38 protein-coding genes are annotated in these 24,655 nt (G+C 67.2%); 1 reads left to right on the top strand and 37 read right to left on the bottom strand.

Annotated features, from left to right (window positions below):
• Positions 1-213: 213 nt before the first annotated feature.
• A complete protein-coding gene (locus Mth01_RS09515) occupies positions 214-1,164 on the top strand; it encodes a hypothetical protein (RefSeq protein WP_204014589.1) in 951 nt (316 codons plus the stop codon).
• Here the strand turns inward: Mth01_RS09515 and truA are convergent.
• The 37 genes from truA to rpsL form a co-directional block, all read right to left on the bottom strand.
• On the bottom strand, positions 1,154-2,056 hold the full coding sequence (gene truA, locus Mth01_RS09510) for a tRNA pseudouridine(38-40) synthase TruA (RefSeq protein ID WP_204014587.1): 903 nt from the start codon (positions 2,054-2,056) through the stop codon (positions 1,154-1,156). The genes Mth01_RS09515 and truA overlap by 11 nt on opposite strands.
• A gap of 84 nt (positions 2,057-2,140) precedes the next feature.
• Positions 2,141-2,674 carry a 50S ribosomal protein L17 gene (gene rplQ / locus Mth01_RS09505; protein ID WP_204014585.1) on the bottom strand — a complete coding sequence of 178 codons (534 nt, stop codon included), beginning with the start codon at positions 2,672-2,674 and terminating at the stop codon, positions 2,141-2,143.
• A 150-nt stretch (positions 2,675-2,824) separates the two neighbouring features.
• On the bottom strand, positions 2,825-3,841 hold the full coding sequence (locus Mth01_RS09500; RefSeq protein WP_204014583.1) for a DNA-directed RNA polymerase subunit alpha: 1,017 nt from the start codon (positions 3,839-3,841) through the stop codon (positions 2,825-2,827).
• A gap of 156 nt (positions 3,842-3,997) precedes the next feature.
• Complete coding sequence (rpsD, locus tag Mth01_RS09495) at positions 3,998-4,624, bottom strand: 30S ribosomal protein S4 (RefSeq protein ID WP_204014581.1); 627 nt, start codon at positions 4,622-4,624, stop codon at positions 3,998-4,000.
• Positions 4,625-4,643: 19 nt separating this feature from the next.
• Positions 4,644-5,048 (bottom strand): 30S ribosomal protein S11, encoded by a 405-nt coding sequence (gene rpsK, locus Mth01_RS09490; RefSeq protein ID WP_020542285.1) that lies wholly within the window; start codon positions 5,046-5,048, stop codon positions 4,644-4,646.
• Positions 5,049-5,083: 35 nt separating this feature from the next.
• Positions 5,084-5,464 carry a 30S ribosomal protein S13 gene (rpsM, locus tag Mth01_RS09485; RefSeq protein ID WP_204014571.1) on the bottom strand — a complete coding sequence of 127 codons (381 nt, stop codon included), beginning with the start codon at positions 5,462-5,464 and terminating at the stop codon, positions 5,084-5,086.
• Between the two features lie 220 nt (positions 5,465-5,684).
• Complete coding sequence (rpmJ, locus tag Mth01_RS09480; RefSeq protein WP_003956441.1) at positions 5,685-5,798, bottom strand: 50S ribosomal protein L36; 114 nt, start codon at positions 5,796-5,798, stop codon at positions 5,685-5,687.
• Positions 5,799-5,843: 45 nt separating this feature from the next.
• The gene (gene infA, locus Mth01_RS09475) at positions 5,844-6,065 is read right to left on the bottom strand and encodes a translation initiation factor IF-1 (protein ID WP_030508344.1); all 222 of its coding nucleotides are present in this window, start codon (positions 6,063-6,065) and stop codon (positions 5,844-5,846) included.
• Between the two features lie 227 nt (positions 6,066-6,292).
• Complete coding sequence (locus Mth01_RS09470; RefSeq protein WP_204014568.1) at positions 6,293-6,733, bottom strand: DUF1707 SHOCT-like domain-containing protein; 441 nt, start codon at positions 6,731-6,733, stop codon at positions 6,293-6,295.
• Positions 6,734-6,801: 68 nt separating this feature from the next.
• On the bottom strand, positions 6,802-7,653 hold the full coding sequence (map, locus tag Mth01_RS09465) for a type I methionyl aminopeptidase (protein WP_204014565.1): 852 nt from the start codon (positions 7,651-7,653) through the stop codon (positions 6,802-6,804).
• 164 nt (positions 7,654-7,817) lie between these two features.
• Positions 7,818-8,471: an adenylate kinase gene (locus Mth01_RS09460; RefSeq protein ID WP_204014562.1), complete on the bottom strand. Its 654-nt coding sequence runs from the start codon at positions 8,469-8,471 to the stop codon at positions 7,818-7,820.
• On the bottom strand, positions 8,471-9,778 hold the full coding sequence (gene secY, locus Mth01_RS09455) for a preprotein translocase subunit SecY (protein ID WP_204014740.1): 1,308 nt from the start codon (positions 9,776-9,778) through the stop codon (positions 8,471-8,473). The genes Mth01_RS09460 and secY overlap by 1 nt, the downstream gene beginning before the upstream one ends.
• Before the next feature lie 197 nt (positions 9,779-9,975).
• The gene (gene rplO / locus Mth01_RS09450) at positions 9,976-10,431 is read right to left on the bottom strand and encodes a 50S ribosomal protein L15 (RefSeq protein WP_204014560.1); all 456 of its coding nucleotides are present in this window, start codon (positions 10,429-10,431) and stop codon (positions 9,976-9,978) included.
• Between the two features lie 2 nt (positions 10,432-10,433).
• Positions 10,434-10,616 (bottom strand): 50S ribosomal protein L30, encoded by a 183-nt coding sequence (gene rpmD, locus Mth01_RS09445; RefSeq protein WP_204014558.1) that lies wholly within the window; start codon positions 10,614-10,616, stop codon positions 10,434-10,436.
• A 3-nt stretch (positions 10,617-10,619) separates the two neighbouring features.
• The gene (gene rpsE, locus Mth01_RS09440) at positions 10,620-11,252 is read right to left on the bottom strand and encodes a 30S ribosomal protein S5 (protein WP_062415242.1); all 633 of its coding nucleotides are present in this window, start codon (positions 11,250-11,252) and stop codon (positions 10,620-10,622) included.
• A gap of 43 nt (positions 11,253-11,295) precedes the next feature.
• Positions 11,296-11,679 carry a 50S ribosomal protein L18 gene (gene rplR / locus Mth01_RS09435; protein WP_204014556.1) on the bottom strand — a complete coding sequence of 128 codons (384 nt, stop codon included), beginning with the start codon at positions 11,677-11,679 and terminating at the stop codon, positions 11,296-11,298.
• Between the two features lie 2 nt (positions 11,680-11,681).
• Positions 11,682-12,224, bottom strand: coding sequence for a 50S ribosomal protein L6 (gene rplF, locus Mth01_RS09430; protein WP_204014554.1), 543 nt, complete (start codon positions 12,222-12,224; stop codon positions 11,682-11,684).
• A gap of 19 nt (positions 12,225-12,243) precedes the next feature.
• Positions 12,244-12,642: a 30S ribosomal protein S8 gene (gene rpsH, locus Mth01_RS09425; RefSeq protein ID WP_204014552.1), complete on the bottom strand. Its 399-nt coding sequence runs from the start codon at positions 12,640-12,642 to the stop codon at positions 12,244-12,246.
• 144 nt (positions 12,643-12,786) lie between these two features.
• Complete coding sequence (locus Mth01_RS09420) at positions 12,787-12,972, bottom strand: type Z 30S ribosomal protein S14 (RefSeq protein ID WP_030451489.1); 186 nt, start codon at positions 12,970-12,972, stop codon at positions 12,787-12,789.
• A gap of 2 nt (positions 12,973-12,974) precedes the next feature.
• A complete protein-coding gene (rplE, locus tag Mth01_RS09415; protein WP_204014549.1) occupies positions 12,975-13,544 on the bottom strand; it encodes a 50S ribosomal protein L5 in 570 nt (189 codons plus the stop codon).
• The gene (gene rplX, locus Mth01_RS09410) at positions 13,544-13,840 is read right to left on the bottom strand and encodes a 50S ribosomal protein L24 (protein ID WP_204014737.1); all 297 of its coding nucleotides are present in this window, start codon (positions 13,838-13,840) and stop codon (positions 13,544-13,546) included. The genes rplE and rplX overlap by 1 nt, the downstream gene beginning before the upstream one ends.
• 14 nt (positions 13,841-13,854) lie before the next feature.
• Entirely contained in the window at positions 13,855-14,223 is a 369-nt protein-coding gene (gene rplN, locus Mth01_RS09405) for a 50S ribosomal protein L14 (RefSeq protein ID WP_036328509.1), read from the bottom strand.
• Between the two features lie 187 nt (positions 14,224-14,410).
• A complete protein-coding gene (rpsQ, locus tag Mth01_RS09400; protein ID WP_204014546.1) occupies positions 14,411-14,722 on the bottom strand; it encodes a 30S ribosomal protein S17 in 312 nt (103 codons plus the stop codon).
• Entirely contained in the window at positions 14,715-14,951 is a 237-nt protein-coding gene (rpmC, locus tag Mth01_RS09395; protein ID WP_055482779.1) for a 50S ribosomal protein L29, read from the bottom strand. Before rpmC ends, rpsQ begins: the two co-directional genes overlap by 8 nt.
• Entirely contained in the window at positions 14,951-15,370 is a 420-nt protein-coding gene (rplP, locus tag Mth01_RS09390) for a 50S ribosomal protein L16 (protein WP_204014543.1), read from the bottom strand. The genes rpmC and rplP overlap by 1 nt, the downstream gene beginning before the upstream one ends.
• A gap of 2 nt (positions 15,371-15,372) precedes the next feature.
• Positions 15,373-16,254, bottom strand: coding sequence for a 30S ribosomal protein S3 (gene rpsC, locus Mth01_RS09385; protein WP_204014540.1), 882 nt, complete (start codon positions 16,252-16,254; stop codon positions 15,373-15,375).
• Positions 16,254-16,607: a 50S ribosomal protein L22 gene (gene rplV, locus Mth01_RS09380; RefSeq protein WP_204014538.1), complete on the bottom strand. Its 354-nt coding sequence runs from the start codon at positions 16,605-16,607 to the stop codon at positions 16,254-16,256. Before rplV ends, rpsC begins: the two co-directional genes overlap by 1 nt.
• A gap of 32 nt (positions 16,608-16,639) precedes the next feature.
• Positions 16,640-16,918 carry a 30S ribosomal protein S19 gene (gene rpsS, locus Mth01_RS09375; RefSeq protein WP_204014529.1) on the bottom strand — a complete coding sequence of 93 codons (279 nt, stop codon included), beginning with the start codon at positions 16,916-16,918 and terminating at the stop codon, positions 16,640-16,642.
• Positions 16,919-16,929: 11 nt separating this feature from the next.
• Entirely contained in the window at positions 16,930-17,766 is an 837-nt protein-coding gene (gene rplB, locus Mth01_RS09370; protein WP_204014527.1) for a 50S ribosomal protein L2, read from the bottom strand.
• Positions 17,767-17,856: 90 nt separating this feature from the next.
• A complete protein-coding gene (rplW, locus tag Mth01_RS09365; protein WP_204014525.1) occupies positions 17,857-18,159 on the bottom strand; it encodes a 50S ribosomal protein L23 in 303 nt (100 codons plus the stop codon).
• A complete protein-coding gene (gene rplD, locus Mth01_RS09360; RefSeq protein WP_204014523.1) occupies positions 18,159-18,806 on the bottom strand; it encodes a 50S ribosomal protein L4 in 648 nt (215 codons plus the stop codon). The genes rplW and rplD overlap by 1 nt, the downstream gene beginning before the upstream one ends.
• A complete protein-coding gene (rplC, locus tag Mth01_RS09355; protein ID WP_204014521.1) occupies positions 18,803-19,459 on the bottom strand; it encodes a 50S ribosomal protein L3 in 657 nt (218 codons plus the stop codon). The genes rplD and rplC overlap by 4 nt, the downstream gene beginning before the upstream one ends.
• 13 nt (positions 19,460-19,472) lie before the next feature.
• Positions 19,473-19,781, bottom strand: coding sequence for a 30S ribosomal protein S10 (gene rpsJ, locus Mth01_RS09350; RefSeq protein ID WP_012887830.1), 309 nt, complete (start codon positions 19,779-19,781; stop codon positions 19,473-19,475).
• 265 nt (positions 19,782-20,046) lie between these two features.
• Positions 20,047-21,240 carry an elongation factor Tu gene (gene tuf / locus Mth01_RS09345; RefSeq protein ID WP_204014518.1) on the bottom strand — a complete coding sequence of 398 codons (1,194 nt, stop codon included), beginning with the start codon at positions 21,238-21,240 and terminating at the stop codon, positions 20,047-20,049.
• A gap of 117 nt (positions 21,241-21,357) precedes the next feature.
• On the bottom strand, positions 21,358-23,406 hold the full coding sequence (gene fusA, locus Mth01_RS09340) for an elongation factor G (protein WP_239089507.1): 2,049 nt from the start codon (positions 23,404-23,406) through the stop codon (positions 21,358-21,360).
• An 84-nt stretch (positions 23,407-23,490) separates the two neighbouring features.
• Positions 23,491-23,961 (bottom strand): 30S ribosomal protein S7, encoded by a 471-nt coding sequence (rpsG, locus tag Mth01_RS09335; protein ID WP_204014512.1) that lies wholly within the window; start codon positions 23,959-23,961, stop codon positions 23,491-23,493.
• 1 nt (position 23,962) lies between these two features.
• Entirely contained in the window at positions 23,963-24,337 is a 375-nt protein-coding gene (gene rpsL, locus Mth01_RS09330; protein WP_055482768.1) for a 30S ribosomal protein S12, read from the bottom strand.
• Between the last annotated feature and the right edge of the window lie 318 nt (positions 24,338-24,655).

Here is a 24,655-nt window from a genome sequence, read left to right as displayed (position 1 = left end):
GCCGACGCTGCCGGCACCGGATCCGCGCATGAGCCCGCACACAGCACGGACGGCATGCCGATCGGCGTCCCCGCGCCGCGGGAGACGCCGGAGACGCGGGCGCTCCCTGCGGGGGGAGGAGCGCCGTCCGATGCCCCGCGAGAGGTGCGGCCCCAGACATCCCTCCAGACGCCCCCAGGACCGATTCCCGCCGCAGCACCCCCCGCTGGGCCCATGCCGCCTCCAGCGGTGTCCCAGCAGGGGCTCCCGTCCGGCTCCCCGGCACCCGACTCGACGCCGTTCGCCTTTACCCCGGTGACGCCGGCCCGGGCCGGCAAGCCGTCCCCGCCACCGGGGTTCGGACCGGCCGTGCCGCCGTCGGAGGCCACACGGGGCGTGCCGGGCGGGCCGGGCAACGGATCCCCGGGGGCCGCCACGACCGACGGCGGGGGCGGCGGCCTGCGGAAGGTGCTGCTCACCGCCTGCTCCGTGGTCGTGATCGGCGCGATCGGCACGGCGGCCTACTTCGCCTACGCCGACCAGCCGGGCGGCTCCGCGAACGGCGGGACGGCGGGAGCCACCGTCGCTCCCACCACGGACGCCTCCGCCCCGGATCCCGACGCGACCGCCTTCCCCCAGCAGACCGGCGCCGCCTCCGCGATCCTGGACTCCGAGACGACCGACCCGCGGACGCTGACCGTCTCCGAAACGTTCCCCGAGCAGAAGATCACCCTCGCCGGGCGCACATACCGGCGAGTGAAGGTCGGCATCACCGAGAAGTGCGAGCGCGCAGCCGCCGGTGCCTTCGCCAGGGCCCTCGAGCAGCACCAGTGCCGGCGCGTGGTTCGCGCCACCTATGTGGACGGCAAGCGGGAGTACGCCGTCACGACGGGCATCGCCGTGCTCCCCTCCAAGGAGGCCGCGCTCGCCGTCGACCAGGCCAAGGACCTCGGCGGCAACGTGTGGTTCCGCGGTCTCGACGGCAGCCGGGCCAGCCGCGCCGACCGGGTCTCGATCTCCGGCGGCTACGCGGCCGGCATGGTGTGGGGGCGCTACGTCGTCTTCAGCTACGCCACCTACGCCGACGGTCACACCCCTGATGACAAGGACAAGACCCTGGGGCCGATCAGCGGAGCCTTCCGCGATCACACCGCCAAGGTGATCGAAAAGCGCGTCACCGGCTGAGCGTGCGGACCCGGCGCGTCTGCAGGGCGCGCCGGGCCAACTCGGCCTCGGCCGGATAGCGCACCTCCTCCAGCGTCAGGCCGTGCGCGGGCGCGACATGCACGCCCGAGTCGCGTACGGCTCTGCCCAGCACCTCCCCCGGCCACCCGACCGGCCGCCTGCCCTCTCCGACCACCAGCAGGGAGCCCACCAGAGCCCTGACCATCGAGTGGCAGAACGCGTCGGCCGCCACGGTCGCGAGGATGATCCCGTCGGCTCCCCGGTCCAGGTCGAGCCGCCGCAGCTCACGGATCGTGGTGGCGCCCTCACGGCGCTTGCAGAAGGCGGCGAAGTCGTGCTCCCCCAGCAACCGGACGGCCGCCGCGTTCATGAGTTCGACGTCCAGCGGACGGCTGTGCCAGAGCACCTCGCGGCGGCGCAGGGGATCGACGCCCCCGGGCGCGTCGCACACGCGGTAGCCGTACCGGCGGGAAAGCGCGGAGAACCGGGCGTCGAAGCCCTCAGGAGCGACGGAGACGGCATGAACCCGGACATCTGGCGGTAACACACCGGCCAGCCTCCTGATCAAGCCGGCGGCCGCCCCCGCGGCCGAACCGGTGGACGCCTCGCTCCCTCCCTGGGCCATGCCGTGGGGAGCTGCCGACTGGCGCATGCCGACCGCGGCCAACGCGGACATGGGGACGTCCACGTGCGCGACCTGGCCACGGGCGTGGACTCCCGCGTCGGTGCGGCCGGCGACGGTCAGCGCGGGCGGGACCTCCAGTCGCAGGATCCGGCCGAAGGCGTCCTCCAACTCGCCCTGGACGGTGCGCCGTCCGGGTTGCTTGGCCCATCCGGAGAACTCGGTGCCGTCATAGCCCAGGTCCAGCCTCAGCCGTACGTCTCGATCCACGAAGCTCCTCCCTCAGGCAGCCGTACAACGAAAAGCGGACCCAGTTTCCCGAGGGGAAACTGGGTCCGCGCACCATGCCGCAAATCAGGCCTTGGTCTCTCCGCTGCCCTCGGCGGGTACGGCGGCCTCAGCGGACTCCGCGACGGCGGCCTCCGGTGCCTCCTGAGCGGCGCTCTCCTGAGCCGGCGCCTCCGTCTGGCCCTGCTCGGCCGCCTCTGCCGCCTCGGCGGGAGCCGTACGCCCGACGCGGACCGCGTTCATCGGCTCGCTCACCAGCTCGATGACGGCCATCGGCGCGGCGTCGCCACGGCGCGGACCGAGCTTGGTGATCCGGGTGTAGCCACCGGGACGCTCGGCGAACGTCGGCGCGATCTCGGTGAAGAGGTGGTGGACGACGCTCTTGTCCCGGACGACGGTCAGCACCTGGCGCCGGTTGTGGATGTCGCCCTTCTTCGCCTTGGTGATCAGCTTCTCCGCGAGCGGGCGGAGACGCTTGGCCTTGGCCTCGGTGGTGCGGATCCGGCCGTGCTGGAACAGCTGGGTGGCGAGGTTCGCCAGGATCAGCCGCTCGTGCGCCGGGCTGCCGCCGAGACGGGCGCCCTTGGTGGGCTTGGGCATTTCATGCTCCTCATGAATAACCCGCCCCGGCCGTATGAGGTACCGGGGTCGGGCCGACCGGCGAACCGGTCGTGACTTGTCATCGCCGTCTCATCAGTTCATCGAGCTGAGACGGACAGTTGTGATCAGCGGATCGACGAACCGCGCAGGTCAGTACTGCTCGGTCTCGATGAAGCCGCCGTCCTCGTCGTCGAACCCGGCGCCGGCGACCGCGGTGGGGTCGAATCCGGGCGGGGAGTCCTTGAGAGCGAGGCCCATCTCGTGCAGCTTCTGCTTGACTTCCTCTATCGACTTGGCGCCGAAGTTCCTGATGTCGAGGAGGTCCTGCTCGCTGCGGGCGACGAGCTCACCCACGGTGTGGATGCCCTCGCGCTTGAGACAGTTGTAGGAGCGGACCGTGAGGTTCAGCTCCTCGATCGGCAGTGCCAGATCGGCGGCGAGGGCGGCGTCGGTCGGCGACGGGCCGATGTCGATGCCCTCGGCCTCGACGTTGAGCTCACGAGCCAGGCCGAACAGCTCGACCAGGGTCTTACCGGCCGAGGCCACCGCGTCGCGGGGCTTCATGGACGGCTTGGTCTCGACGTCGAGGATCAGACGGTCGAAGTCCGTGCGCTGCTCGACACGGGTGGCCTCGACCTTGTAGGTGACCTTGAGCACCGGAGAGTAGATCGAGTCGATCGGAATCCGGCCGATCTCCTGACCCGGCTGCTTGTTCTGCGCCGCGGAGACGTAGCCACGACCGCGCTCGACGGTCAGCTCCATCTCCAGCTTCGCCTTGCCGTTCAGCGTGGCGATGTGCAGGTCGGGGTTGTGCACCTCGACACCGGCCGGAGGCGCGATGTCGGCGGCGGTGACCTCACCGGGGCCCTGCTTGCGGAGGTACATCACCACGGGCTCGTCGTGCTCGGACGAGACGACCAGCGACTTGAGGTTCAGGATGATGTCGGTGACGTCTTCCTTGACCCCCGGCACGGTCGAGAACTCGTGCAGCACGCCCTCGATGCGGATGCTCGTGACGGCCGCCCCCGGAATGGAGGACAGCAGCGTGCGCCGCAGCGAGTTGCCGATGGTGTAACCGAAGCCCGGCTCCAGCGGCTCGATGACGAACCTGGACCGGTGCTCCTCGAGCGTCTCCTCCTGGAGGCTCGGGCGCTGTGCGATCAGCATGTGGGAACTCCCTGTCCCGAATTACGGTGACGCCCGCTATTTGACGCCACTCGCTTACAACCATGATGCCGTACGGCTCGCGCGGGGCGGGCCGTACGGCGCCATGCGATATCTGAGACCGCGGGCTCTAACCGCGAGCCCTGGCCACGAGCCCTACTACTTCGAGTAGAGCTCGACGATCAGCTGCTCCTGGACCAGCGTGTCGATCTGCTGGCGGACCGGGAGCTGGTGCACGAGGACGCGCATCTGCTCGGCGGACACGCCCAGCCACGCCGGGACGGTCTTGTCGCCGGCGACCGCGCGCGCGACCTCGTACGGCATGAGGCCCCGAGCCTTCTCGCGCACCTCGATGATGTCGTGCTCGCGCACCCGGTACGACGGGATGTCGACCTTCCTGCCGTTCACCAGGAAGTGGCCGTGGCGCACCTGCTGGCGGGCGGCGTCGCGCGACTCGGCGAAACCGGCGCGGTAGACCACGTTGTCGAGACGGCTCTCCAGGATCTGGAGGAGGTTCTCACCGGTCTTTCCTGCCTTGCGGTTGGCTTCCTCGTAGTAGTTGTGGAACTGCTTCTCGAGGACGCCGTAGATGCGGCGGGTCTTCTGCTTCTCACGAAGCTGGAGCTGGTACTCAGACTCCTTCGGACGGCCGCGGCCGTGCTCACCCGGCGGGTAAGGACGGATCTCGATGGGGCACTTGGCGGACTCGCACTTCTTGCCCTTGAGGAAGAGCTTCGTCTTCTCACGGCGGCAGAGCTTGCAGTCCGGACCCGTGTAACGAGCCATTTCTTTCTATCTCCTGAGCTCAGACGCGACGGCGCTTGGGCGGGCGGCAGCCGTTGTGCGGAACGGGGGTGACGTCCTGGATGGACCCGACCTCCAGGCCGGTGGCCTGGAGCGAACGGATCGCGGTCTCCCGACCGGAGCCGGGACCCTTGACGAACACGTCGACCTTGCGCATGCCGTGCTCCATGGCCCGGCGAGCGGCGTTCTCGGCAGCCATCTGCGCGGCGAACGGGGTGGACTTGCGGGAGCCCTTGAACCCGACGTGACCGGCGCTGGCCCAGGAGATCACGTTCCCGTTGGGGTCGGTGATCGAAACGATCGTGTTGTTGAACGTGCTCTTGATGTGGGCGTGCCCGTGAGCGACGTTCTTCTTCTCCTTGCGGCGCACCTTCTTCGGTGCGCCCTGGCGGCTCTTCGGCGGCATTTAAGCGCTATCTCCTGGAATGGTGGCTACTAGGACTACTTCTTGCCCGGCTTCTTCTTGCCGGCCACGGTCTTCTTCTTGCCCTTGCGGGTGCGGGCGTTCGTCTGCGTCCGCTGGCCGTGGACGGGCAGCCCCTTGCGGTGCCGGATGCCCTGGTAACAGCCGATCTCGATCTTGCGGCGGATGTCGGCCTGAACCTCGCGGCGGAGGTCACCCTCGATCTTGTAGTTCGCCTCGATGAAGTCACGCATCGGGACCAGCTCGGCATCGGTGAGCTGGTGGACACGCAGGTCGGGGCTGATGCCCGTCGCCTCCAGGATCTCCTGGGCGCGGGTGCGGCCGATTCCGAAAATGTAGGTGAGAGCGATCTCCAGCCGCTTGTCGCGGGGGAGGTCGACGCCAACCAGGCGGGCCATGGTCGGGCATTCTCCTTCGGTATGGCGGAGGTCCTGCGCCTCGACTCCCCTCCCCATGCCCGGGGCGAGGGCCCCGGCCTCCGACCGGGGGTCTCCCACGTGGTACGGCTTCCGCTTCCGGAAACCGCCTGCGCGGGTGTGAGACGCGATTTCTGTTGTCCGGCCCCACGTGCCTCGAGTCCGCCACCAGAGCGGGCTCAGCGGGGCCGCTGCGACTCGACTAGCCCTGGCGCTGCTTGTGGCGCAGGTTGTCGCAGATCACCATGACGCGACCGTGCCGGCGGATCACCTTGCACTTGTCGCAGATCTTCTTGACGCTCGGCTTGACCTTCATAGTCCTAATTCGTTCCGCGCGGTCCGCCCTCCTGAGAGGGGGAACCTACTTGTACCGGTAGACGATCCGACCACGACTCAGGTCGTAGGGACTCAGTTCGACCACAACTCGGTCGTCGGGGAGGATTCGGATGTAGTGCATCCGCATCCGTCCGCTGATGTGGGCAAGGACCTTGTGGCCGTTGTCGAGCTGCACCCGGAACATGGCGTTCGGGAGTGACTCGATCACAGTGCCCTCAATCTCGATGGCGCCGTCTTTCTTGGCCATGGCCCTCGCGTTTCACTGATCGATCGTCAGAGGCTTCGGAACACTAAGTAGCCGCGACCTTTCGGGCGCTTCCAGAGAGCGGCGGCCAGCCAGGCCGCCTTGGCGCATAAGGTCATAGTGAACCGACAAAGGAGTCTACGACAACACGGCCCGGAATGCGAAACGAACCTCCGACGAGGGACCGACGGGACCCTCTCCCCCGGAGTGATCAGGAGCAGCGGCGAGGATCAGGACCGGCGGCGCGCCTGGCCGTCGCCGAAGATCGTGCCCATCAGCAGAACGATGCCCCACGGGCCCATCACCCACAGCGGCCACGGATAGATCAGGTGGCCGGCACCGATGATCGCGACCAGCCAGACCGCCCAGTTGATCATGCTGACCGTCGCCCACACGCCCCAGGCGGCCTTCAACCCGGCCCGGCCCTTGTCACGCGGACGCGGCTGGTCACCGCTCCTGCCGACCGTGGCGGGCAGCGTGTGCAGATCGATCTCGGGCAGGTCGACGGTGAGCCGGGCGAGTTCGCCGTAGGTGCGGCTCTCATACACCCGCTCCAGCCGTTCGTTGAACTCGTCAACGTCGAGCCTGCCCTCCGCCATGTGCTCCCGCAGCGCGGCGGCGACCCGGTCTCGGTCGCCGTCGGAGGCGCGCATCTCCGGCGTTGCCGCCATCACCAACTCCCGCTGATAGAGCGATAAGACTATTATGGAGCCTTCTTGGCTGCCGCGTGCCACGCAGTTCAGGTTTCGCCGGTTGCCTGATCCTCGGCTGTCTCCGCGTCCGCCGTGTGGTGCGGCCCGAATCGGGAGGCACCTCCGTCAAGGGCGGTAAGCACCAGCGGGCCGTCCTCGGTCACCGCGACGCTGTGCTCGAAGTGCGCCGAGGCCCTGCCGTCAAGCGTGATCACGGTCCAGTCGTCCGCGAGAACCTTCGTGCGCTCTGTGCCGAGGTTGACCATGGGCTCGACCGCGAAGCACATGCCCACCTCGAAGCGCGGTCCCCGGCCGGGCTTACCGTGGTTGGCCACCCACGGGTCCATGTGCATCTCGGTGCCGATCCCGTGCCCGCCGTACTCAGGCGGGATCCCGTAGCGGCCCTGAGAGCGAACGTAGCGCTCGATCCGAAAGCCGATGTCCGACAGGTGGCCGCCGACCCGCAGGGCCGAGATGCCCCGCCACATGGCCTCCTCGGTGACCCGCATCAGCTCGGTCAGCTTCGGGTCGACCTCGCCGACCGGAACCGTGATGGCCGAGTCTCCGTGCCAGCCGTCCAGGATCGCGCCGCAGTCGATGGAGATGACGTCGCCCTCGCGCAGCTTCCGGCGGTCCGTCGGGATGCCGTGAACGACCTCCTCGTTCACCGAGGCGCAGATCGTGGCGGGAAAGCCCTGGTACCCCTTGAACGACGGGATCGCACCCTCATCCCGAATGGCCTTCTCCGCGACGGCATCGAGATCGAGAGGGGTGAGCCCGGGTTCCACGGCCGCCCGGAGCAGCTCCAGCGTCCTGGCCACCACCAGTCCCGCGGCACGCATCTTGTCCAGCTGTTCGGCGCTCTTGATCTGGATCCCGTGCCGGCTCTTCTTGAACACGTATTCGCACCCCCTCGTGTCAATTGTCCCATATAAGACTGAACGCCACTCCATACATTGGAGTGGCGTTCACGCCTTGAGTAAGCAACTCGGTCGCGTCCGGCAAACCAGCCCTGGTCCGCGCGGCCCACGCTCGCGACGGACAGCCCCTGCCAGGCGGTCCCCTAGTCGGCGAACCGTCGCAGTACGGCCATCGCCCGCTGGGTTACCTCCTCGACGGGCCCGGTCGCGTCCACCCCCACGAGGATGCCCTCGTCGGCGTAGAAGGCGACCAGCGGAGCCGTCTGCTCCTGGTAGACCTCCAGGCGGTGCCTGATGGTCTCCTCCCGATCGTCGTCGCGCTGGAACAACTCGCCGCCGCAGGCGTCGCAGACACCCGGTTCCGCCGGCGGATCGAACAGCACGTGCCATACCTTGCCGCAGGAGCGGCAGGTGCGTCTGCCGGCCAGCCGCCTGACGACCTCATCGTCGTCGACGACCAACTCGAGGACCAGGTCGAGTGTCGTGCCGAACTCGGCCAGCATTTTCTTGAGCACTTCCGCCTGGGGCACGTTGCGCGGGAAGCCGTCGAGGAGGAAGCCCTCCTGCGCGTCGTCCTCCGACAGGCGGTCTCGGACCATGGCGACCGTCACCTCGTCGGGGACGAGGTCGCCGCGGTCCATGTACTCCTTGGCGAGCTTGCCGAGGGGCGTGCCCCCCGACACGTTGGCGCGGAAGATGTCACCGGTCGATATCTTCGGGATCGACAGGTGCGATGCGATGAACTGGGCCTGCGTCCCCTTACCCGCTCCGGGGGGCCCGACCAAGACGAGGCGCACTATCTCAGGAAGCCCTCGTAGTTACGCTGCTGAAGCTGGCTTTCGATCTGCTTGACCGTGTCCAGGCCCACACCAACCATGATCAGAATGCTGGTCCCTCCGAACGGGAAGTTCGCGCTGGCGCCGACCGCCCCAAGCGCGACGACCGGGATCAGCGAGATGAAACCCAGATACGGAGCGCCTGTGGCCGTGAGCCTGTTGAGCACGAAGCCCAGATACTCGGCGGTCGGCCTGCCCGGACGGATGCCCGGGATGAACCCACCGTACTTCTTCATGTTGTCGGCCACTTCAGTGGGGTTGAAGGTAATCGACACGTAGAAGTACGTGAAGAAAATGATCAGCAGAAAGTACACGCTCGCGTAGACGGGGTGATCGCCCTGCATCAGGTTCTGCGCCAGCCACTCGACCACCACGTTGGGCTTCTCACTGTTGCCCCACATGGTGACCGCCAACTGCGGCAGGTACATCAGCGACGAGGCGAAGATGACCGGGATGATGCCGGCCTGGTTCACCTTCAGCGGGATGTAGGTCGAGGTCCCGCCGTACATCCGCCGGCCCACCATGCGCTTGGCGTACTGGACCGGGACGCGGCGCTGCGCCTGCTCGATGAACACCACGAACGCGATCATCGCGATACCGGTGATCATCACGACGGCGAACTTGAACGGGCTGAGCCGGTAGATGTTGATCAGTTCGGCAGGAAAGACCGCGATGACCTGCGCGAAGATCAGGACCGACATGCCGTTTCCGATACCGCGGTCGGTGATCAGCTCACCCAGCCACATGATCACGGCGGTGCCAGCCGTCATCGTGATCACCATGGTCACGAGCGGGAAGACGTCATTGCTCAGCAGGACCGGCAGGTTGCTGTTCGGGAAGAGTTGCCCCGAGCGCGCCAGAGCTACGAAAGCAGTCGACTGGAGCACGGCGAGCCCGATGGTCAGATATCGGGTGTATTGTGTGATCTTCGCGGTGCCCGCCTGGCCCTCCTTCTTCAGGGCCTCAAGACGGGGGATCACCACAACGAGCAACTGCAAGATGATGCTCGCGGTGATGTACGGCATGATGCCCAGCGCGAAGACTGAGAGTCTCAGCAGCGCGCCGCCGCTGAACAACTGCACCATCCCGTAGATGTTGTTGGACTCTCCGGCCTGCGCCTGCTCCAGCGCCTTGGCGACGTTCTCGGAGTTGACGCCGGGCGTGGGAAGCACCGAGCCCAGCCGGAACAGCACGATGATGCCCAAGGTGAAGAGCAACTTCTTGCGCAGGTCCGGCGTCCGGAATGCCCGGGTAATCGCGGTTAGCACGGTCCCTCCTGCGCGCCAGAGACGCGGTAATGGTCGGCGATGGGCTGGGGGGCGACCATCGACATTTCTTCTTGCCAACAAGTCAGGCCGAACAGCGAGTCAACTCGCTGCCCAGCGAACTCTAACGCACTACGGGCGCGGAGGCTCATAACGAACCTCCGCGCCTCCGCACATCCTTGGCCAGACCCCAGCTGTGTCTACAGCTCGGATACCGAACCACCGGCGGCGGCGATCTTCTCCTTGGCGGTGGCCGAGAATGCGTGCGCCTGCACGTTCAACGCCACGGAGATGTCACCGGTTCCCAGCACCTTGACGGGCTGGTTCTTGCGCACCGCACCCTTGGCGACCAGGTCGTCGAGGGTCACGGTCCCACCGGCCGGGAACAGTTCGCCGAGCCTGTCCAGGTTGACGACCTGGTAGGTCGTCTTGAACAGGGCGTTGGAGAAGCCCTTCAGCTTCGGCAGCCGCCGCTGGAGCGGGATCTGGCCACCCTCGAAGCCGAGGGCGACGGTCTTACGGGCCTTGGTGCCCTTGGTGCCGCGACCGGCCGTCTTGCCCTTGGAAGCCTCGCCGCGACCCTTACGGACCTTGGCCTTGTTGGCGCCGGGGGCGGGACGGAGGTCGTGAATCTTGAGAGGAGCGTTCTCAGTCATGCCTAATCGACCTCTTCGACGTGGACGAGGTGCGCCACCGTGGCGACCATGCCCCGGATCTCCGGGCGGTCCTCCTTGATGACGACGTCGCCGATCCGCTTCAGACCCAGCGAGCGCAGCGAGTCACGCTGGTTCTGCTTGCCACCGATCTTCGACCGGAGCTGGGTGATCTTCAGTCGGGCCATCCGTCAGCTCACCGCCTTCGCCGCCGCTGCGGCCTCGGCGAGACCCTCGGCACGCGCCTTGAGCATGGCCTTGGGCGCGACGTCCTCGATCGGCAGCCCACGGCGGGCGGCGATCTCCTCGGGACGGCTCAGGTCCTTCAGAGCCCGCACGGTGGCGTGGACGATGTTGATCGGGTTCTGGGAGCCGAGCGACTTCGACAGCACGTCGTGGATCCCGGCGGCCTCCAGGACCGCACGCACCGGGCCACCCGCGATGACACCGGTACCGGGCGAGGCCGGACGCAGCAGAACGACGCCGGCGGCTTCCTCGCCCTGCACGGTGTGCGGGATCGTGCCCTGGATGCGGGGCACCTTGAAGAAGTGCTTCTTGGCCTCCTCGACGCCCTTGGCGATCGCCGCGGGCACCTCCTTGGCCTTGCCGTACCCGACTCCGACCATGCCGTTGCCGTCGCCGACGACGACCAGCGCGGTGAAGCTGAAGCGCCGGCCGCCCTTGACGACCTTGGCCACTCGGTTGATCTTTACGACGCGCTCGATGTACGAGACGCCCTTGTCGGCGGCGCCGCCGCGGCGATCGTCACGACGGTCCCGCCGCTCGCCACCGCCGCCCGCACCGCGACGCGGAGCTGCAGCCATCAGTGGTTCCTCTTCTCGTTGCTCATGTCACGGGCCGAGGTCATCAGAACTCCAGCCCGCCTTCACGGGCGCTGTCCGCGAGGGCCGCGAGGCGCCCCGCGTAGCGGTTGCCACCGCGGTCGAAAACGACAGCGGTGATCCCGGCGGTCTTGGCCCGCTGAGCGAGAAGCTCGCCGACCTTCTTCGCCTTCTCGGTCTTGTCGCCCTCCGCGCCGCGCAGCGAGGCGTCCATGGTGGACGCACTCACCAGCGTGTGGCCCTTGGTGTCGTCGACGATCTGCACGAACAGGTGCCGCGTGGACCGGTTGACGACCAGGCGCGGACGCTCCACCGTGCCGACGACCTTCTTCCGGACGCGACGGTGCCGGCGGGCCCGCGAGACCGTGCGGGCGGCGGTGTGCTTGCCGAACGCAGTCTTCCCAGCCATGCCTACTTACCAGCCTTTCCGACCTTGCGGCGGATAACCTCACCCTGGTAGCGCACGCCCTTGCCCTTGTACGGGTCCGGCTTGCGCAACTTCCTGATGTTCGCGGCGACCTCGCCGACCCTCTGCTTGTCGATGCCGTCCACGTGGAACAGCGTCGGCTTCTCGACGCGGAAGGTGACGCCCTCAGGAGCGTCCACGACCACCGGGTGGCTGAAGCCCAGCGAGAACTCGAGCTGGTTCGGGCCCTTGGCCTGGACACGGTAACCGACGCCCACGATCTCCAGCGTCTTCGTGTACCCCTGCGTCACACCCGTCACCATGTTGGCGATGAGCGTCCGAGACAGCCCGTGAAGCGCACGAACCTTGTTCTCATCGTTCGGGCGGGTGACGGCGATGGCGCCGTCCTCGGCCCTGGCGACCTCGATCGGATCGACGACGGTGTGAGCGAGCGTGCCCTTCGGCCCCTTGACCTGGACATCCCGGCCGTTGATGGTGACCTCGACACCCGACGGTACGGGGATGGGCAGCCGTCCGATTCTCGACATGCTGTGGTTCCTCCCCTCGTTACCAGACGTAGGCGAGGACTTCCCCGCCCACTCCACGCTTGCCGGCCTGCCTGTCGGTCATCAGGCCGCTGGACGTCGAAATGATCGCGACGCCCAGCCCGCCCAGGACTCGAGGCAGATTGTCCTTCCTTGCATAGACCCGCAGACCGGGCTTCGACACCCGGCGCAGGCCCGCGAGCGCACGCTCCCGGGTGGGCCCGAACTTGAGCTCCACCACGAGGTTCTTGCCGACCTTGGCGTCCTCGACGCTCCAGGCCTGGATGTAGCCCTCCTGCTGCAGGATCTCGGCGATGTGGGCCTTGATCTTGGAGTAGGGCATGGTCACGCTGTCGTGATAGGCCGAGTTCGCGTTGCGCAGACGCGTCAACATGTCTGCGATCGGGTCGGTCATCGTCATGGCCGGTGGCCTTCCTCACCGCGGTTTCCGCCCGGTTCGTTTCGTGTCTTCGACACGCGGCGGACCTTCGGTGCGGTCGTGGGCGCTGCGAGCAGCGCCCGGTTGGTTACTACTTCTGACGTACGGCCGGCAGCCCGGCGGGGCTTACCAGCTCGACTTGGTGATGCCGGGCAGCTCGCCGCGGTGCGCCATCTCACGGAAGCACACGCGGCACAGCCCGAACTTGCGGTAGACAGCGCGGGGCCGGCCACAGCGGGAGCAACGAGTGTACGCCCGGACCTCGAACTTCTGCTTGCGCGCTGCCTTGACCTTCAGCGACGTCTTCGCCATGATCAGGCCTCCTTGAAGGGGAATCCGAGGAGCTTCAGCAGCGCCCGGCCCTGCTCGTCGTTCTTCGCGGTGGTCACGACCGTGATGTCCATGCCCCGCTGCCGGTCGACCTTGTCCTGGTCCACCTCGTGGAACATGACCTGCTCGGTCAGACCGAACGTGTAGTTGCCGTTGCCGTCGAACTGCTTCGGCGACAGGCCGCGGAAGTCCCGGATGCGCGGCAGCGCCAGGGACAGCAGGCGGTCGAGGAACTCCCACATGCGGTCGCCACGCAACGTCACGTGCGCGCCGATCGGCATGCCCTCGCGCAGCTTGAACTGCGCGATGGACTTGCGGGCACGGGCGACGGCCGGCTTCTGACCGGTGATCGCGGTGAGGTCGCGAACGGCGCCTTCGATGAGCTTCGAGTCGCGGGCGGCCTCGCCGACGCCCATGTTCACCTTGATCTTGGTGATCGTGGGCACCTGCATGATGTTCTCGATCCCGAACTCCTCACGCAGCTTCGCGATGATCTCCTCGCGGTAGCGCTGCTTGAGGCGCGGAACGACGCGTTCTTCAGTCGTGGCGGTCATCAGCTGTCCTCACCCGCCGCGCCGGACTCGTCCTTGCCGGCGGACTTCTTCTCGGCCTTGTCCTCGTCCTTGAGCTTCTTGACGTTGCTCACGTGGATGGGGGCCTCCATGGTCTGCACGCCGCCCTCCTTGGCGCCGCGCGGGCCCTGGTGGGTCACCTTGGAGTGCTTCTTGATCATGTTCACACCCTCGACCACCACGCGCTGGTCGCGCGGGTAGGCGGCGATCACACGGCCCTTGGCGCCCTTGTCCTTGCCGGCGATGACCTGGACAAGGTCACCCTTCTTCACATGCAGCTTCGGCGTCGGCATCACAGCACCTCCGGGGCGAGCGAGATGATGCGCATGAACTTCTTGTCACGCAACTCCCGGCCCACCGGGCCGAAGATGCGGGTGCCCCGAGGGTCGCCGCTGTCCTTGATGATGACCGCCGCGTTCTCGTCGAAGCGGATGTAGGAGCCGTCGGGGCGGCGGCGCTCCTTCACGGTGCGCACCACGACAGCCTTGACAACGTCGCCTTTCTTCACGCCTCCGCCGGGAATGGCGTCCTTCACCGTAGCAACGATGACATCGCCGATTCCCGCGTAGCGCCGACCCGAGCCACCGAGAACACGGATGCAGAGAATCTCCTTCGCACCCGTGTTGTCGGCGACCTTGAGCCGCGACTCCTGCTGGATCACGTCAACTCCTGTGTGTCGCGCCGGTTCTCACCCTCGCGGGTGAGCCTGGCGGAACCTGATGTGGTCTTGTTCCCCCGGCGACAGCCGTACGACCGCCGCCGCGGGCGGGCCGTGCGGGTGATCCGCCCGGCCCCTTGGACACCGTCGTGGGGGGTGGTCCGCCCACCCCCCACGAGGCGCGTTCGTGTTACTTGGCCTTCTCGAGGATCTCGACGACTCGCCAGCGCTTGGTGGCGGACATCGGCCGGGTCTCCATCAGGAGGACGCGGTCGCCGACGCCGCACGCGTTCTGCTCGTCGTGGGCCTTGTACTTGGTCGTCCGACGGATGACCTTGCCGTACAGCGGGTGCTTCACGCGGTCCTCGACAGCGACGACGACGGTCTTGTCCATCTTGTCGCTGACCACCAGACCCTCACGGGTCTTGCGGTAGTTCCGCGCGGCCTGGCGACCGGCCTCGGTCGCCTCGGTCGTCTCAGTTGCCTCGGTTGTCTCAGCCATCGCTCGACTCCTTCTCGACCGTGACGATGCCGAGCTCGCGCTCGCGCATCACGGTGTAGATACGGGCGATCTCGCGGCGGACGGCACGGAGCCGCCCGTGGCTCTCCAACTGGCCGGTCGCCGCCTGGAAGCGGAGGTTGAACAGCTCCTCCTTGGCTTCCTTCAGCTTCTGGACCAGGACGTCCTGGTCCTCCACCCGCAGCTCAGCGGCGGTCAGACCCTTAGCCATCACGCCTCACCCACTTCACGCTTGACGAACCGGCACTTCATCGGGAGCTTGTGCATCGCCCGCCGCATGGCCTCACGGGCCACGGGCTCGGCGACGCCGGACAGCTCGAACATGACGCGGCCGGGCTTGACATTGGCGATCCACCACTCCGGCGAGCCCTTACCGGAACCCATCCGGGTCTCGGCGGGCTTCTTCGTGAGCGGACGGTCCGGGAAGATGTTGATCCAGACCTTTCCACCACGGCGAATGTGCCGGGTCATGGCGATACGCGCGGCCTCGATCTGGCGGTTCGTCACGTAGGCGTGCTCAAGCGCCTGGATGCCGAACTCGCCGAACACGACCCGGGTGCCACCCTTGGCGGCGCCGCTGCGGTCAGGCCGGTGCTGCTTGCGGTGCTTGACCCTGCGCGGGATCAGCATGGTCAGCTCCCTTCAGCACCCGGCTGCTGCGCCGGGCCGGTCTCGGGGGCGGCCTGCGAAGCCGCCTCGCTCCTGCTTGCGTCGGTCCTGGGGCCCTCGCCCCGGCCGGCACGGTCCCCGCGGCCCGCGCCGCCCCGGCGCGGACGCTCGCCGCCACCGCCACGACGGGGGCGCTCGCCGCCGCCACGACGGTCCTCACGGCGCTGGCCCGCCCGGGCGCCGGCCGCGGCCGCAGCGGCCGCCTCACGCTCGGCGCGGCTCGTCGGGGCCTCACCCTTGTAGATCCACACCTTCACGCCGATGCGGCCGAAGGTGGTGCGGGCCTCGTAGAAGCCGAAGTCGATGTCCGCGCGCAGCGTGTGCAGCGGCACCCGGCCCTCGCGGTAGAACTCCGAGCGCGACATCTCGGCGCCGCCCAGACGGCCCGAGCACTGGACCCGGATGCCCTTGGCCCCGCTCTTCATCGCGGACTGCATGGCCTTGCGCATCGCCCGCCGGAACGAGACGCGGCTGGACAGCTGCTCGGCCACGCCCTGCGCGACGAGCTGCGCGTCGATCTCGGGGTTCTTCACCTCGAGGATGTTGAGCTGGACCTGCTTCTTGGTCAGCTTCTCCAGGTCGCCGCGGATGCGGTCGGCCTCCGCGCCGCGGCGGCCGATGACGATGCCCGGCCGGGCGGTGTGGATGTCGACCTGAACGCGGTCGGTGGTGCGCTCGATCTCGACCTTGGAGATGCCGGCCCGCTCCATGCCCTTCTGCAGCATGCGGCGGATCGCCACGTCCTCGGCGACGTACGACTTGTACAGCTTGTCGGCGTACCACCGGCTCTTGAAGTCGGTCGTGATACCAAGGCGGAACCCGTGCGGGTTAACCTTCTGGCCCACTAGCGGGTCCTCCCCTTCGGCTCGCGGGACTCCACGATCACGGTGATGTGGCTGGTCCGCTTGTTGATCCGATAGGCACGACCCTGGGCGCGCGGGCGGAACCGCTTCAGCGTCGGTCCCTCGTCGACCCACGCGCGGCTCACGACCAGTGTGTCCCGGTCGAGCTTGAAGTTGTGCTCGGCGTTCGCGATCGCGCTCGAGAGCACCTTGTAAACCGTCTCGCTCGCCGCCTGGGGAGCGAACCGCAGCACGGCCTGCGCCTCCGAAGCGGGCAGCCCGCGAATGAGGTCCACCACGCGGCGGGCCTTCCGGGGCGTGTGGCGCGCGTACCGCGCCTGTGCCCTGGCTTCCATCGCTGTCTCCTCTGATGCTTACTTGAAGGCGCTTACCGCCGGCTGCGGCGGTCTTCCTTGACGTGGCTGCGGAACGTCCGCGTCGGGGCGAACTCTCCGAGCTTGTGACCGATCATCGACTCGGAGACGAAGACCGGGACGTGCTTGCGGCCGTCGTGCACGGCGATCGTGTGACCGATCATGTCCGGCACGATCATGGAACGCCGCGACCACGTCTTGATGACGGTCTTGGTGCCCTTCTCGTTCTGGGCGTCCACCTTCTTCATCAGGTGGTCGTCCACGAAGGGACCCTTCTTGAGGCTACGTGGCATGTCGGCTGCTCCTACCGCTTCTTCCTCTTGCTCCGACGACGGATGATCAGCCGGTCGCTCGCCTTGTTCGGCTGACGGGTACGGCCCTCGGGCTTGCCCTTCGGGTTCACCGGGTGGCGACCACCGGAGGTCTTGCCCTCACCACCACCGTGCGGGTGATCGACCGGGTTCATGGCGACACCGCGGACCGTGGGGCGCTTGCCCTTCCACCGGTTACGGCCGGCCTTGCCGATGCTGATGTTGCCCTGCTCGGTGTTGCCGACCTGGCCCACGGAGGCCCGGCAACGCACGTCGACCTGGCGCATCTCACCGGACGGCATCCGCAGCGTGGCGTAGTTGCCCTCCTTGGCGAGGAGCTGGATCTGCGCGCCGGCGCTGCGGCCCAGCTTGGCGCCACCGCCCGGACGGAGCTCCACCGCGTGGATGAAGGTACCGGTCGGGATGTTGCGGAGCGGCAGGCAGTTGCCCGGCTTGATGTCGGCGCCGGGACCGTTCTCGACGTGGTCCCCCTGCTTCAGTCCGACGGGGGCGATGATGTACCGCTTCTCGCCGTCGGCGTAGTGGAGCAGCGCGATCCGGGAGGTCCGGTTCGGGTCGTACTCGATGTGCGCGACCTTGGCCGGGATTCCGTCCTTGTCGTGGCGACGGAAGTCGATGATCCGGTAGGCGCGCTTGTGCCCGCCTCCCTGGTGCCGGGCGGTAATCCGGCCGTGGACGTTACGACCGCCCTTGTTGTGCAGGGGAGCAAGCAGCGACTTCTCCGGTGTGCTGCGCGTGATCTCGGAGAAGTCCGAGACGCTCGCGCCGCGGCGACCCGGGGTCGTCGGCTTGTATTTACGGATGCCCATCTCTTTCGTTCATCCTTTGTCGGTTCGTACCGGTCGGGGTCCGCCTCACGGCGGTCCCCCCGGCGCTGACATGGTGGCGATCCCGCCGCGTTAGCCGATCTGACCGAAAATGTCGATCCGCTCACCCTCGGCCAGGCTCACGATCGCGCGCTTGGAGCCCGGACGCTGCCCGTAACCCTGGCGGGTCCGCTTGCGCTTGCCCTGCCGGTTGATCGTGTTCACGCTGGTCACCTTGACCCCGAAGATCTGCTCAACGGCGATCTTCACCTGGGTCTTGTTCGCGTCCTTGCGCACCAGGAACGTGTACTGGTTGTGCTCATCGATCAGGCCGTAGCTCTTCTCCGAGACGATCGGCTTGACGATGATGTCGCGCGGGTCGGTGATCTTCTCCATCAGGCCTCTTCCTTCCCGCTGTTCGCCAGCCGGGCCACGACCTGGTCGTACGCCTCGCGGGTGAAGACCACGTCGTCGCTGCACATCACGTCGTAGGTGTTGAGCTGACCCGCGTCCAGGAGGTGAACCTCGGGCACGTTGCGCAGGCTCAACCAGGTGACCTCGTCGTTCGCGTCCAGGACCACCAGCACCCGGCGGGCCTGGGTGACCTTGCGCAGCGCCTCCAGGGCCACCTTGGTCTTGGGCGTCTCACCGGTGTTGAAGTCGGTCACCACGTGGATGCGACCGAAGCCGGCCCGGTCGGACAGGGCGCCGCGCAGCGCGGCCGCCTTCATCTTCTTGGGCGTCCGCTGGTCGTACGAGCGGGGCTTGGGCCCGTGCACGGTGCCACCACCGGCGAACTGCGGTGCGCGGGTCGAGCCCTGGCGGGCGCGGCCGGTGCCCTTCTGGCGGTACGGCTTCTTGCCGCCGCCGCGGACCTCGCCGCGGGTCTTGGTGGAGTGGGTGCCCTGCCGGGCCGCCGCGAGCTGCGCGACCACGACCTGGTGGATCAGCGGCACGTTGACCTTGGCGCCGAAGATCTCCGCGGGCAGGTCCACGGTGTCCGTCTTGGCACCGGTCGCGTCGAGGACGTCAATGCTGTTCACTTGGCGGCAACCCCCTTCTTGGCGGCGGTGCGGATGAGGACGAGGCTGCCGTTGGGGCCGGGAATCGCACCCTTGATCAGGATGAGGTTCTTCTCGGCGTCGACGGCGTGGACCGTGAGGCTCTGAATAGTCGTGCGGACGTTGCCCATCCGACCGGCCATGCGCAGGCCCTTGAAAACGCGGCCAGGGGTGGCGCAGCCGCCGATGGAGCCCGGCGAGCGGTGCTTGCGCTGGGTACCGTGCGAAGCGCTCAGACCACCGAAGTTGTGGCGCTTCATGACACCCGCGAAGCCCTTGCCCTTGCTCTTGCCGGTGACGTCCACGTACTGCCCGGCTTCGAAGGTGTCGGCGAGGATCTCCTGTCCGAGCGTGTACTCGGAGGCGTCGTCGGTCCGGACCTCGACAAAGTAACGGCGGGGCGTGATGTCGTGCTTACGCAGGTAGTCGCCCAGCGGCTTGTTGACCTTGCGCGGGTCGATCTGGCCGTACCCGAGCTGAATCGCCGAGTAGCCGTCCTTCTCAGGGGTGCGAACCCGGGACACCACGCACGGACCGGCCTCGACAACGGTCACCGGGACCACCCGGTTCGCCTCGTCGAAGACCTGGGTCATGCCGAGCTTCTTGCCCAGGACGCCCTTGATCTGCTTAGCCATGTCAGTGCGTTCCTTAGAGCTTGATCGAGATGTCGACGCCGGCGGGCAGGTCGAGGCGCATGAGCGAGTCGACCGTCTTCGGCGTGGGGTCGATGATGTCAATCAGCCGCTTGTGGGTGCGCATCTCAAAGTGCTCGCGGCTGTCCTTGTACTTGTGCGGCGACCGGATGACGCAGTACACGTTCTTCTCGGTCGGAAGCGGCACCGGGCCAGCGACCTTGGCACCGGTCCGCGTCACCGTCTCGACGATCTTCTTGGCCGAGCTGTCGATGACCTCGTGGTCATACGCCTTGAGCCGGATGCGGATCTTCTGTCCCGCCATGATGGCCTCGGTGTCCTTCGCTGTCGTCGTATAAAGCTTCACGCGGCCGATAGGGCATTTCGCCCTACGCCGCAGGTCATCCCACCCAGCCGAACCGTGATCTGGCAGTGCCCTCGGCCGTTCCGGCCGAGACGACTGCGAGATCACGGTGTCGTCGCCCGTGGGCGGGGCCGGCTGGCGGCCCCTTCGCGGTGCGGCGGTCAGGCCCCTCGGCAGTGCCGTCTGACACTGCCTGGACGGACCCGACCGCCGCCCGGCAACGGTCCTACTTGATGATCTTGGTCACGCGACCGGCGCCGACGGTGCGGCCACCCTCGCGGATCGCGAACTTCAGACCCTCTTCCATGGCGATCGGCTGGATGAGCTCGACGCGCATCTCAGTGTTGTCGCCCGGCATGACCATCTCGGTGCCCTCGGGGAGGTTCACCACGCCGGTCACGTCAGTCGTACGGAAGTAGAACTGAGGACGGTAGTTGTTGAAGAACGGCGTGTGGCGGCCGCCCTCGTCCTTGTTCAGGATGTAGACCTGCGCCTCGAACTCGGTGTGCGGGGTGGTCGTGCCCGGCTTGATGACACACTGACCGCGCTCGACGTCCTCGCGCTTGATGCCGCGCAGGAGCAGACCGACGTTGTCACCGGCCTGGCCCTCGTCGAGGAGCTTGCGGAACATCTCGACGCCGGTGACGGTCGTCGTGGTGCCCTTCTCCTTGATGCCGATGATGTCGACGGTCTCGTTGACCTTGACGATGCCGCGCTCGATACGGCCGGTGACGACGGTGCCGCGACCGGTGATCGAGAAGACGTCCTCGATCGGCATCAGGAACGGCTTGTCGGTGTCACGGACCGGCTCGGGGACGTTGTCGTCGACAGCCGTCATCAGCTCGATGATGGCGTCGCCCCACTTCTCGTCGCCCTCGAGCGCCTTCAGCGCCGAGACGCGGACGACCGGCACGTCGTCGCCGGGGAACTCCTGAGCCGACAGCAGCTCGCGGACCTCGAGCTCGACGAGCTCCAGGATCTCCTCGTCGTCCACCATGTCCGACTTGTTCAGCGCGACGACGATGTAGGGAACGCCGACCTGGCGGGCCAGGAGGACGTGCTCCTTCGTCTGCGGCATCGGGCCGTCGGTGGCCGCGACCACCAGGATCGCACCGTCCATCTGGGCGGCACCGGTGATCATGTTCTTCACGTAGTCGGCGTGACCGGGGCAGTCCACGTGGGCGTAGTGGCGCTTCTCGGTCTGGTACTCGACGTGGGAGATCGAGATGGTGATGCCGCGAGCCTTCTCCTCGGGCGCCTTGTCGATCTTGTCGAACGGGGTCGCCTCGTTGAGCTGCGGGAGGCGGTCGTGAAGCACCTTGGTGATCGCCGCGGTCAGAGTGGTCTTGCCGTGGTCGATGTGCCCAATGGTGCCGATGTTCACGTGCGGCTTGTTCCGCTCGAACTTGGCCTTGGCCACTGGTCTGTCTCCTTAGAGATTCTGACTTGACTTGCGTCTACTAACTCAGGCTCTGTACGGCGGGGCACTCGCATGAGCGCTCCGCCGTACGTGCGGGGCTGTCGTCCTGAGCGGAACCTATTCGCCCCGAGCCTTCGCGACGATCTCCTTGGCGATGCCCGGGGGCACCTCCGCATAGGAGTCGAACTGCATGCTGTAGACCGCCCGGCCCTGGGTCCTGCTGCGCAGGTCTCCCACGTAGCCGAACATCTCTGACAGCGGGACGAGGGCCTGGATGACCTTGGCCCCGGTCCGGTCTTCCATCGCCTGGATCTGTCCGCGGCGACCGTTCAGGTCACCGATGACGTCACCCATGTAGTCCTCGGGCGTGGTGACCTCAACGGCCATCATCGGCTCGAGGAGAACCGCGTCCGCCTTACGAGCGGCCTCCTTGAAGGCCATCGAACCGGCGATCTTGAAAGCCATTTCCGACGAGTCGACCTCGTGGTAGGCGCCGTCCAGGAGGGTGACCTTGACCCCCACCATCGGGTAGCCGGCGAGCACACCGAACTCGGCGGCCTCCTGGCAGCCCGCGTCGACCGACGGGATGTACTCCCGCGGGATGCGGCCACCGGTGACCTTGTTCTCGAACTCGTACCCGTCGTTGCCCTCACCCAGGGGCTCAAGGGCGATGATCACGCGACCGAACTGACCGGAACCACCGGTCTGCTTCTTGTGCGTGTACTCGACCTTCTCCACCTTCCGACGGATGGTCTCGCGGTAGGCGACCTGCGGGCGGCCGACGTTGGCCTCGACCTTGAACTCGCGGCGCATGCGGTCGACGAGGATCTCCAGGTGGAGCTCGCCCATCCCCCAGATGACCGTCTGCCCGGTCTCCTCGTCGCGGCGGACCTGGAAGGACGGGTCCTCCTCGGCCAGGCGCTGGATCGCGGTGCCCAGCTTCTCCTGGTCGCCCTTGGTCTTGGGCTCGATGGCCACGTTGATGACCGGAGCGGGGAAGTTCATCGACTCCAGGATCACCGGGTTCGCCGGGTCGCTGAGCGTGTCACCCGTGGTGGTGTCCTTCAGACCCATGACGGCGACGATCTGACCGGCGTACGCGGACGCGCGCTCCTCGCGCTTGTTCGCGTGCATCTGGTAGATCTTGCCGATCCGCTCCTTCTTGCCCTTGGTCGAGTTGATGACCCCGGTGCCGGCCTCGAGCTTGCCCGAGTAGATGCGGATGTAGGTGAGCTTGCCCAGGTGCGGGTCACTCATGATCTTGAAGGCGAGCGCGGAGAACGGCTCGGCCGGGTCGGCGTGCCGCTCGACGACCTTCTCCTCGTTGCCCGGGGCGTGCCCGTCGATGGCGGGGATGTCGGTCGGCGCCGGCAGGTAGGCCACGATCGCGTCGAGCAGGGGCTGCACGCCCTTGTTCTTGAAGGCCGTGCCGCACATGACCGGGTTGACCGCACCCTTGATGGTGGCCCGGCGAATGGCCGCGACCAGCTGCTCCTCGCTGGGCTCGACGCCCTCGAGGAAGAGCTCCATCAACTCGTCGTCGTTCTCGGCGACGGTCTCGACCAGCTTGTCGCGCCACTCACGGGCCGCCTCGGCGTGGTCGGCGGGGATGTCGACGGTGTCGTACATCTCGCCCTTGGCAGCCTCGGCGCTCCAGATCAGGCCCTTCATCTTCACCAGGTCGATGACGCCCTTGAATTCGGCCTCGACACCCCAGGGAAGCTGGACGACCAGCGGCGTCGCGCCCAGACGGGACACGATCATGTCGACGCAGCGGTGGAACTCCGCGCCGACACGGTCCATCTTGTTCACGAAGCAGATGCGGGGCACCCCGTACCGGTCGGCCTGGCGCCAGACCGTCTCCGACTGCGGCTCGACGCCGGCGACCGCGTCGAACACCGCGACGGCGCCGTCGAGGACGCGGAGCGAACGCTCCACCTCAACGGTGAAGTCCACGTGACCGGGAGTGTCGATGATGTTGATCGTGTGATCAAGCCAGCTACAGGTGGTCGCGGCAGACGTGATCGTGATGCCGCGCTCCTGCTCCTGCTCCATCCAGTCCATGGTGGCAGCGCCCTCATGGGTTTCACCGATCTTGTAGTTGATGCCGGTGTAGAACAGGATGCGCTCAGTCGTCGTGGTCTTGCCCGCGTCGATGTGGGCCATGATCCCGATGTTGCGGACCTTGGCCAGTTCAAGAGCGGTCGTGGTGGCCACTTCTCTCGCGTCCTAACTCGTCGTAGGTGCCTACTACCAGCGGTAGTGGGCGAAAGCCTTGTTGGACTCGGCCATCTTGTGCGTGTCCTCGCGCCGCTTCACGCTGGCGCCGAGGCCGTTGCTCGCGTCGAGCAGCTCGTTCATGAGGCGCTCGGTCATGGTCTTCTCGCGGCGTGCCCGCGCGTACTGGACGATCCACCGCAGGGCCAAGGTGGTGCTGCGCGACGCGCGCACCTCGACCGGCACCTGGTAGGTCGCGCCACCGACACGGCGGCTGCGGACCTCGAGGGTGGGCTTGACGTTGTCCAGAGCCCGCTTGAGCGTGACGACCGGGTCGTTGCCCGTCTTGTCCCGGCAGCCCTCGAGGGCTCCGTAGACGATCGACTGGGCGATCGAGCGCTTGCCGTCCAGGAGAACCTTGTTGATCAGCGCGGTCACCAGCGGCGAGTTGTGCACCGGGTCGGCGACCAACTGGCGGCGGCCAGGGGAACCCTTGCGCGGCATGTCAGCTCTTCTCCTTCTTCGCGCCGTAACGGCTGCGGGCCTGCTTGCGGTTGCGGACACCCTGAGCGTCGAGCGCCCCACGGACGATCTTGTAACGAACGCCCGGCAAGTCCTTCACACGACCGCCACGCACGAGCACGATGGAGTGCTCCTGAAGGTTGTGCCCAACGCCCGGGATGTAGGCGGTGACCTCGATGCCGCTGGTGAGGCGGACACGCGCCACCTTGCGCAGGGCCGAGTTGGGCTTCTTGGGAGTCGTAGTGTAAACGCGCACGCAGTGGCCCCGGAGCTGCGGGCTTCCCTTCAGCGCCGGTGTCTTCGTCTTCGTTACCTTGTCCTGCCGGCCCTTACGGACCAACTGCTGGATAGTAGGCACTACGTCTCCATTTCGCGCCTTGGCCGGTGCTACGTCGTTGCCGGATCGAGGTCCCTCGGCCACGCTCGGCCCAGTTTCTTCCTCCGACTGTGCTTTTCGCAGGTACTGCCGGTGTCATGACCTGCTGGTCTTCCTCGCCCTCCGACCCACGCGCTCGGGCGTGTCGCAGACTTGCCGCACCACGCCCGGGCTGACCCGGTCGATCTGGAGGAATCACGCGGCGCCTACGCCCGTCTCCCATGCGAGGAGCAGGCCCTCGAGCACACGCATGTGAGCCCACGAACCGTGGGCACGAAGGACAACACTACCCAGGCCGAC

Source organism: Sphaerimonospora thailandensis (assembly GCF_016863115.1).
Taxonomy (GTDB): domain Bacteria; phylum Actinomycetota; class Actinomycetes; order Streptosporangiales; family Streptosporangiaceae; genus Sphaerimonospora; species Sphaerimonospora cavernae.
The sequence above is the reverse complement of the archived record's forward strand: the minus strand, read 5'-3'. Positions and strand labels throughout refer to the sequence as shown.

What these genes read in the sequence shown, in the direction of transcription:
- Mth01_RS09500 (WP_204014583.1), bottom strand. Translation starts at nt 3,841, where the DNA reads ATGCTGATCGCACAGCGCCCGAGCCTCCAGGAGGAGACGCTCGAGGAG.
- rpmD (WP_204014558.1), bottom strand. Translation starts at nt 10,616, where the DNA reads ATGGCCCGACTGAAGATCACCCAGCTCCGGTCGAAGATCGGTGGCAAG.
- rpsM (WP_204014571.1), bottom strand. Translation starts at nt 5,464, where the DNA reads ATGGCCCGCCTGGTTGGCGTCGACCTCCCCCGCGACAAGCGGCTGGAG.
- rpmC (WP_055482779.1), bottom strand. Translation starts at nt 14,951, where the DNA reads ATGGCTAAGGGTCTGACCGCCGCTGAGCTGCGGGTGGAGGACCAGGAC.
- rplV (WP_204014538.1), bottom strand. Translation starts at nt 16,607, where the DNA reads ATGGAAGCCAGGGCACAGGCGCGGTACGCGCGCCACACGCCCCGGAAG.
- Mth01_RS09470 (WP_204014568.1), bottom strand. Translation starts at nt 6,733, where the DNA reads ATGGCGGCAACGCCGGAGATGCGCGCCTCCGACGGCGACCGAGACCGG.
- rpmJ (WP_003956441.1), bottom strand. Translation starts at nt 5,798, where the DNA reads ATGAAGGTCAAGCCGAGCGTCAAGAAGATCTGCGACAAGTGCAAGGTG.
- rplO (WP_204014560.1), bottom strand. Translation starts at nt 10,431, where the DNA reads ATGACTGAGAACGCTCCTCTCAAGATTCACGACCTCCGTCCCGCCCCC.
- rplP (WP_204014543.1), bottom strand. Translation starts at nt 15,370, where the DNA reads ATGCTGATCCCGCGCAGGGTCAAGCACCGCAAGCAGCACCGGCCTGAC.
- Mth01_RS09420 (WP_030451489.1), bottom strand. Translation starts at nt 12,972, where the DNA reads ATGGCGAAGACGTCGCTGAAGGTCAAGGCAGCGCGCAAGCAGAAGTTC.
- fusA (WP_239089507.1), bottom strand. Translation starts at nt 23,406, where the DNA reads ATGGCCCACATCGACGCGGGCAAGACCACGACGACTGAGCGCATCCTG.
- rplW (WP_204014525.1), bottom strand. Translation starts at nt 18,159, where the DNA reads ATGGAGAAGATCACCGACCCGCGCGACATCATCGTCAAGCCGATCGTC.
- rpsK (WP_020542285.1), bottom strand. Translation starts at nt 5,048, where the DNA reads ATGCCGCCGAAGAGCCGCCAGGGCGCACCGAAGAAGGTGCGCCGCAAG.
- rplE (WP_204014549.1), bottom strand. Translation starts at nt 13,544, where the DNA reads ATGACCGCCACGACTGAAGAACGCGTCGTTCCGCGCCTCAAGCAGCGC.
- rpsJ (WP_012887830.1), bottom strand. Translation starts at nt 19,781, where the DNA reads ATGGCGGGACAGAAGATCCGCATCCGGCTCAAGGCGTATGACCACGAG.
- rplQ (WP_204014585.1), bottom strand. Translation starts at nt 2,674, where the DNA reads ATGCCCAAGCCCACCAAGGGCGCCCGTCTCGGCGGCAGCCCGGCGCAC.
- infA (WP_030508344.1), bottom strand. Translation starts at nt 6,065, where the DNA reads ATGGCCAAGAAAGACGGCGCCATCGAGATTGAGGGCACTGTGATCGAG.
- rpsS (WP_204014529.1), bottom strand. Translation starts at nt 16,918, where the DNA reads ATGCCACGTAGCCTCAAGAAGGGTCCCTTCGTGGACGACCACCTGATG.
- Mth01_RS09515 (WP_204014589.1), top strand. Translation starts at nt 214, where the DNA reads ATGCCGCCTCCAGCGGTGTCCCAGCAGGGGCTCCCGTCCGGCTCCCCG.
- rpsE (WP_062415242.1), bottom strand. Translation starts at nt 11,252, where the DNA reads ATGGCTGCAGCTCCGCGTCGCGGTGCGGGCGGCGGTGGCGAGCGGCGG.
- rplF (WP_204014554.1), bottom strand. Translation starts at nt 12,224, where the DNA reads ATGTCGAGAATCGGACGGCTGCCCATCCCCGTACCGTCGGGTGTCGAG.
- rplB (WP_204014527.1), bottom strand. Translation starts at nt 17,766, where the DNA reads ATGGGCATCCGTAAATACAAGCCGACGACCCCGGGTCGCCGCGGCGCG.
- rpsG (WP_204014512.1), bottom strand. Translation starts at nt 23,961, where the DNA reads ATGCCGCGCAAGGGTTCCCCTGGCCGCCGCCAGTTGGTCGCCGACCCG.
- rpsQ (WP_204014546.1), bottom strand. Translation starts at nt 14,722, where the DNA reads ATGGCTGAGACAACCGAGGCAACTGAGACGACCGAGGCGACCGAGGCC.
- rpsD (WP_204014581.1), bottom strand. Translation starts at nt 4,624, where the DNA reads ATGGCTCGTTACACGGGTCCGGACTGCAAGCTCTGCCGCCGTGAGAAG.
- rpsH (WP_204014552.1), bottom strand. Translation starts at nt 12,642, where the DNA reads ATGACGATGACCGACCCGATCGCAGACATGTTGACGCGTCTGCGCAAC.
- rplR (WP_204014556.1), bottom strand. Translation starts at nt 11,679, where the DNA reads ATGGCTGGGAAGACTGCGTTCGGCAAGCACACCGCCGCCCGCACGGTC.
- rplC (WP_204014521.1), bottom strand. Translation starts at nt 19,459, where the DNA reads ATGGCTAAGCAGATCAAGGGCGTCCTGGGCAAGAAGCTCGGCATGACC.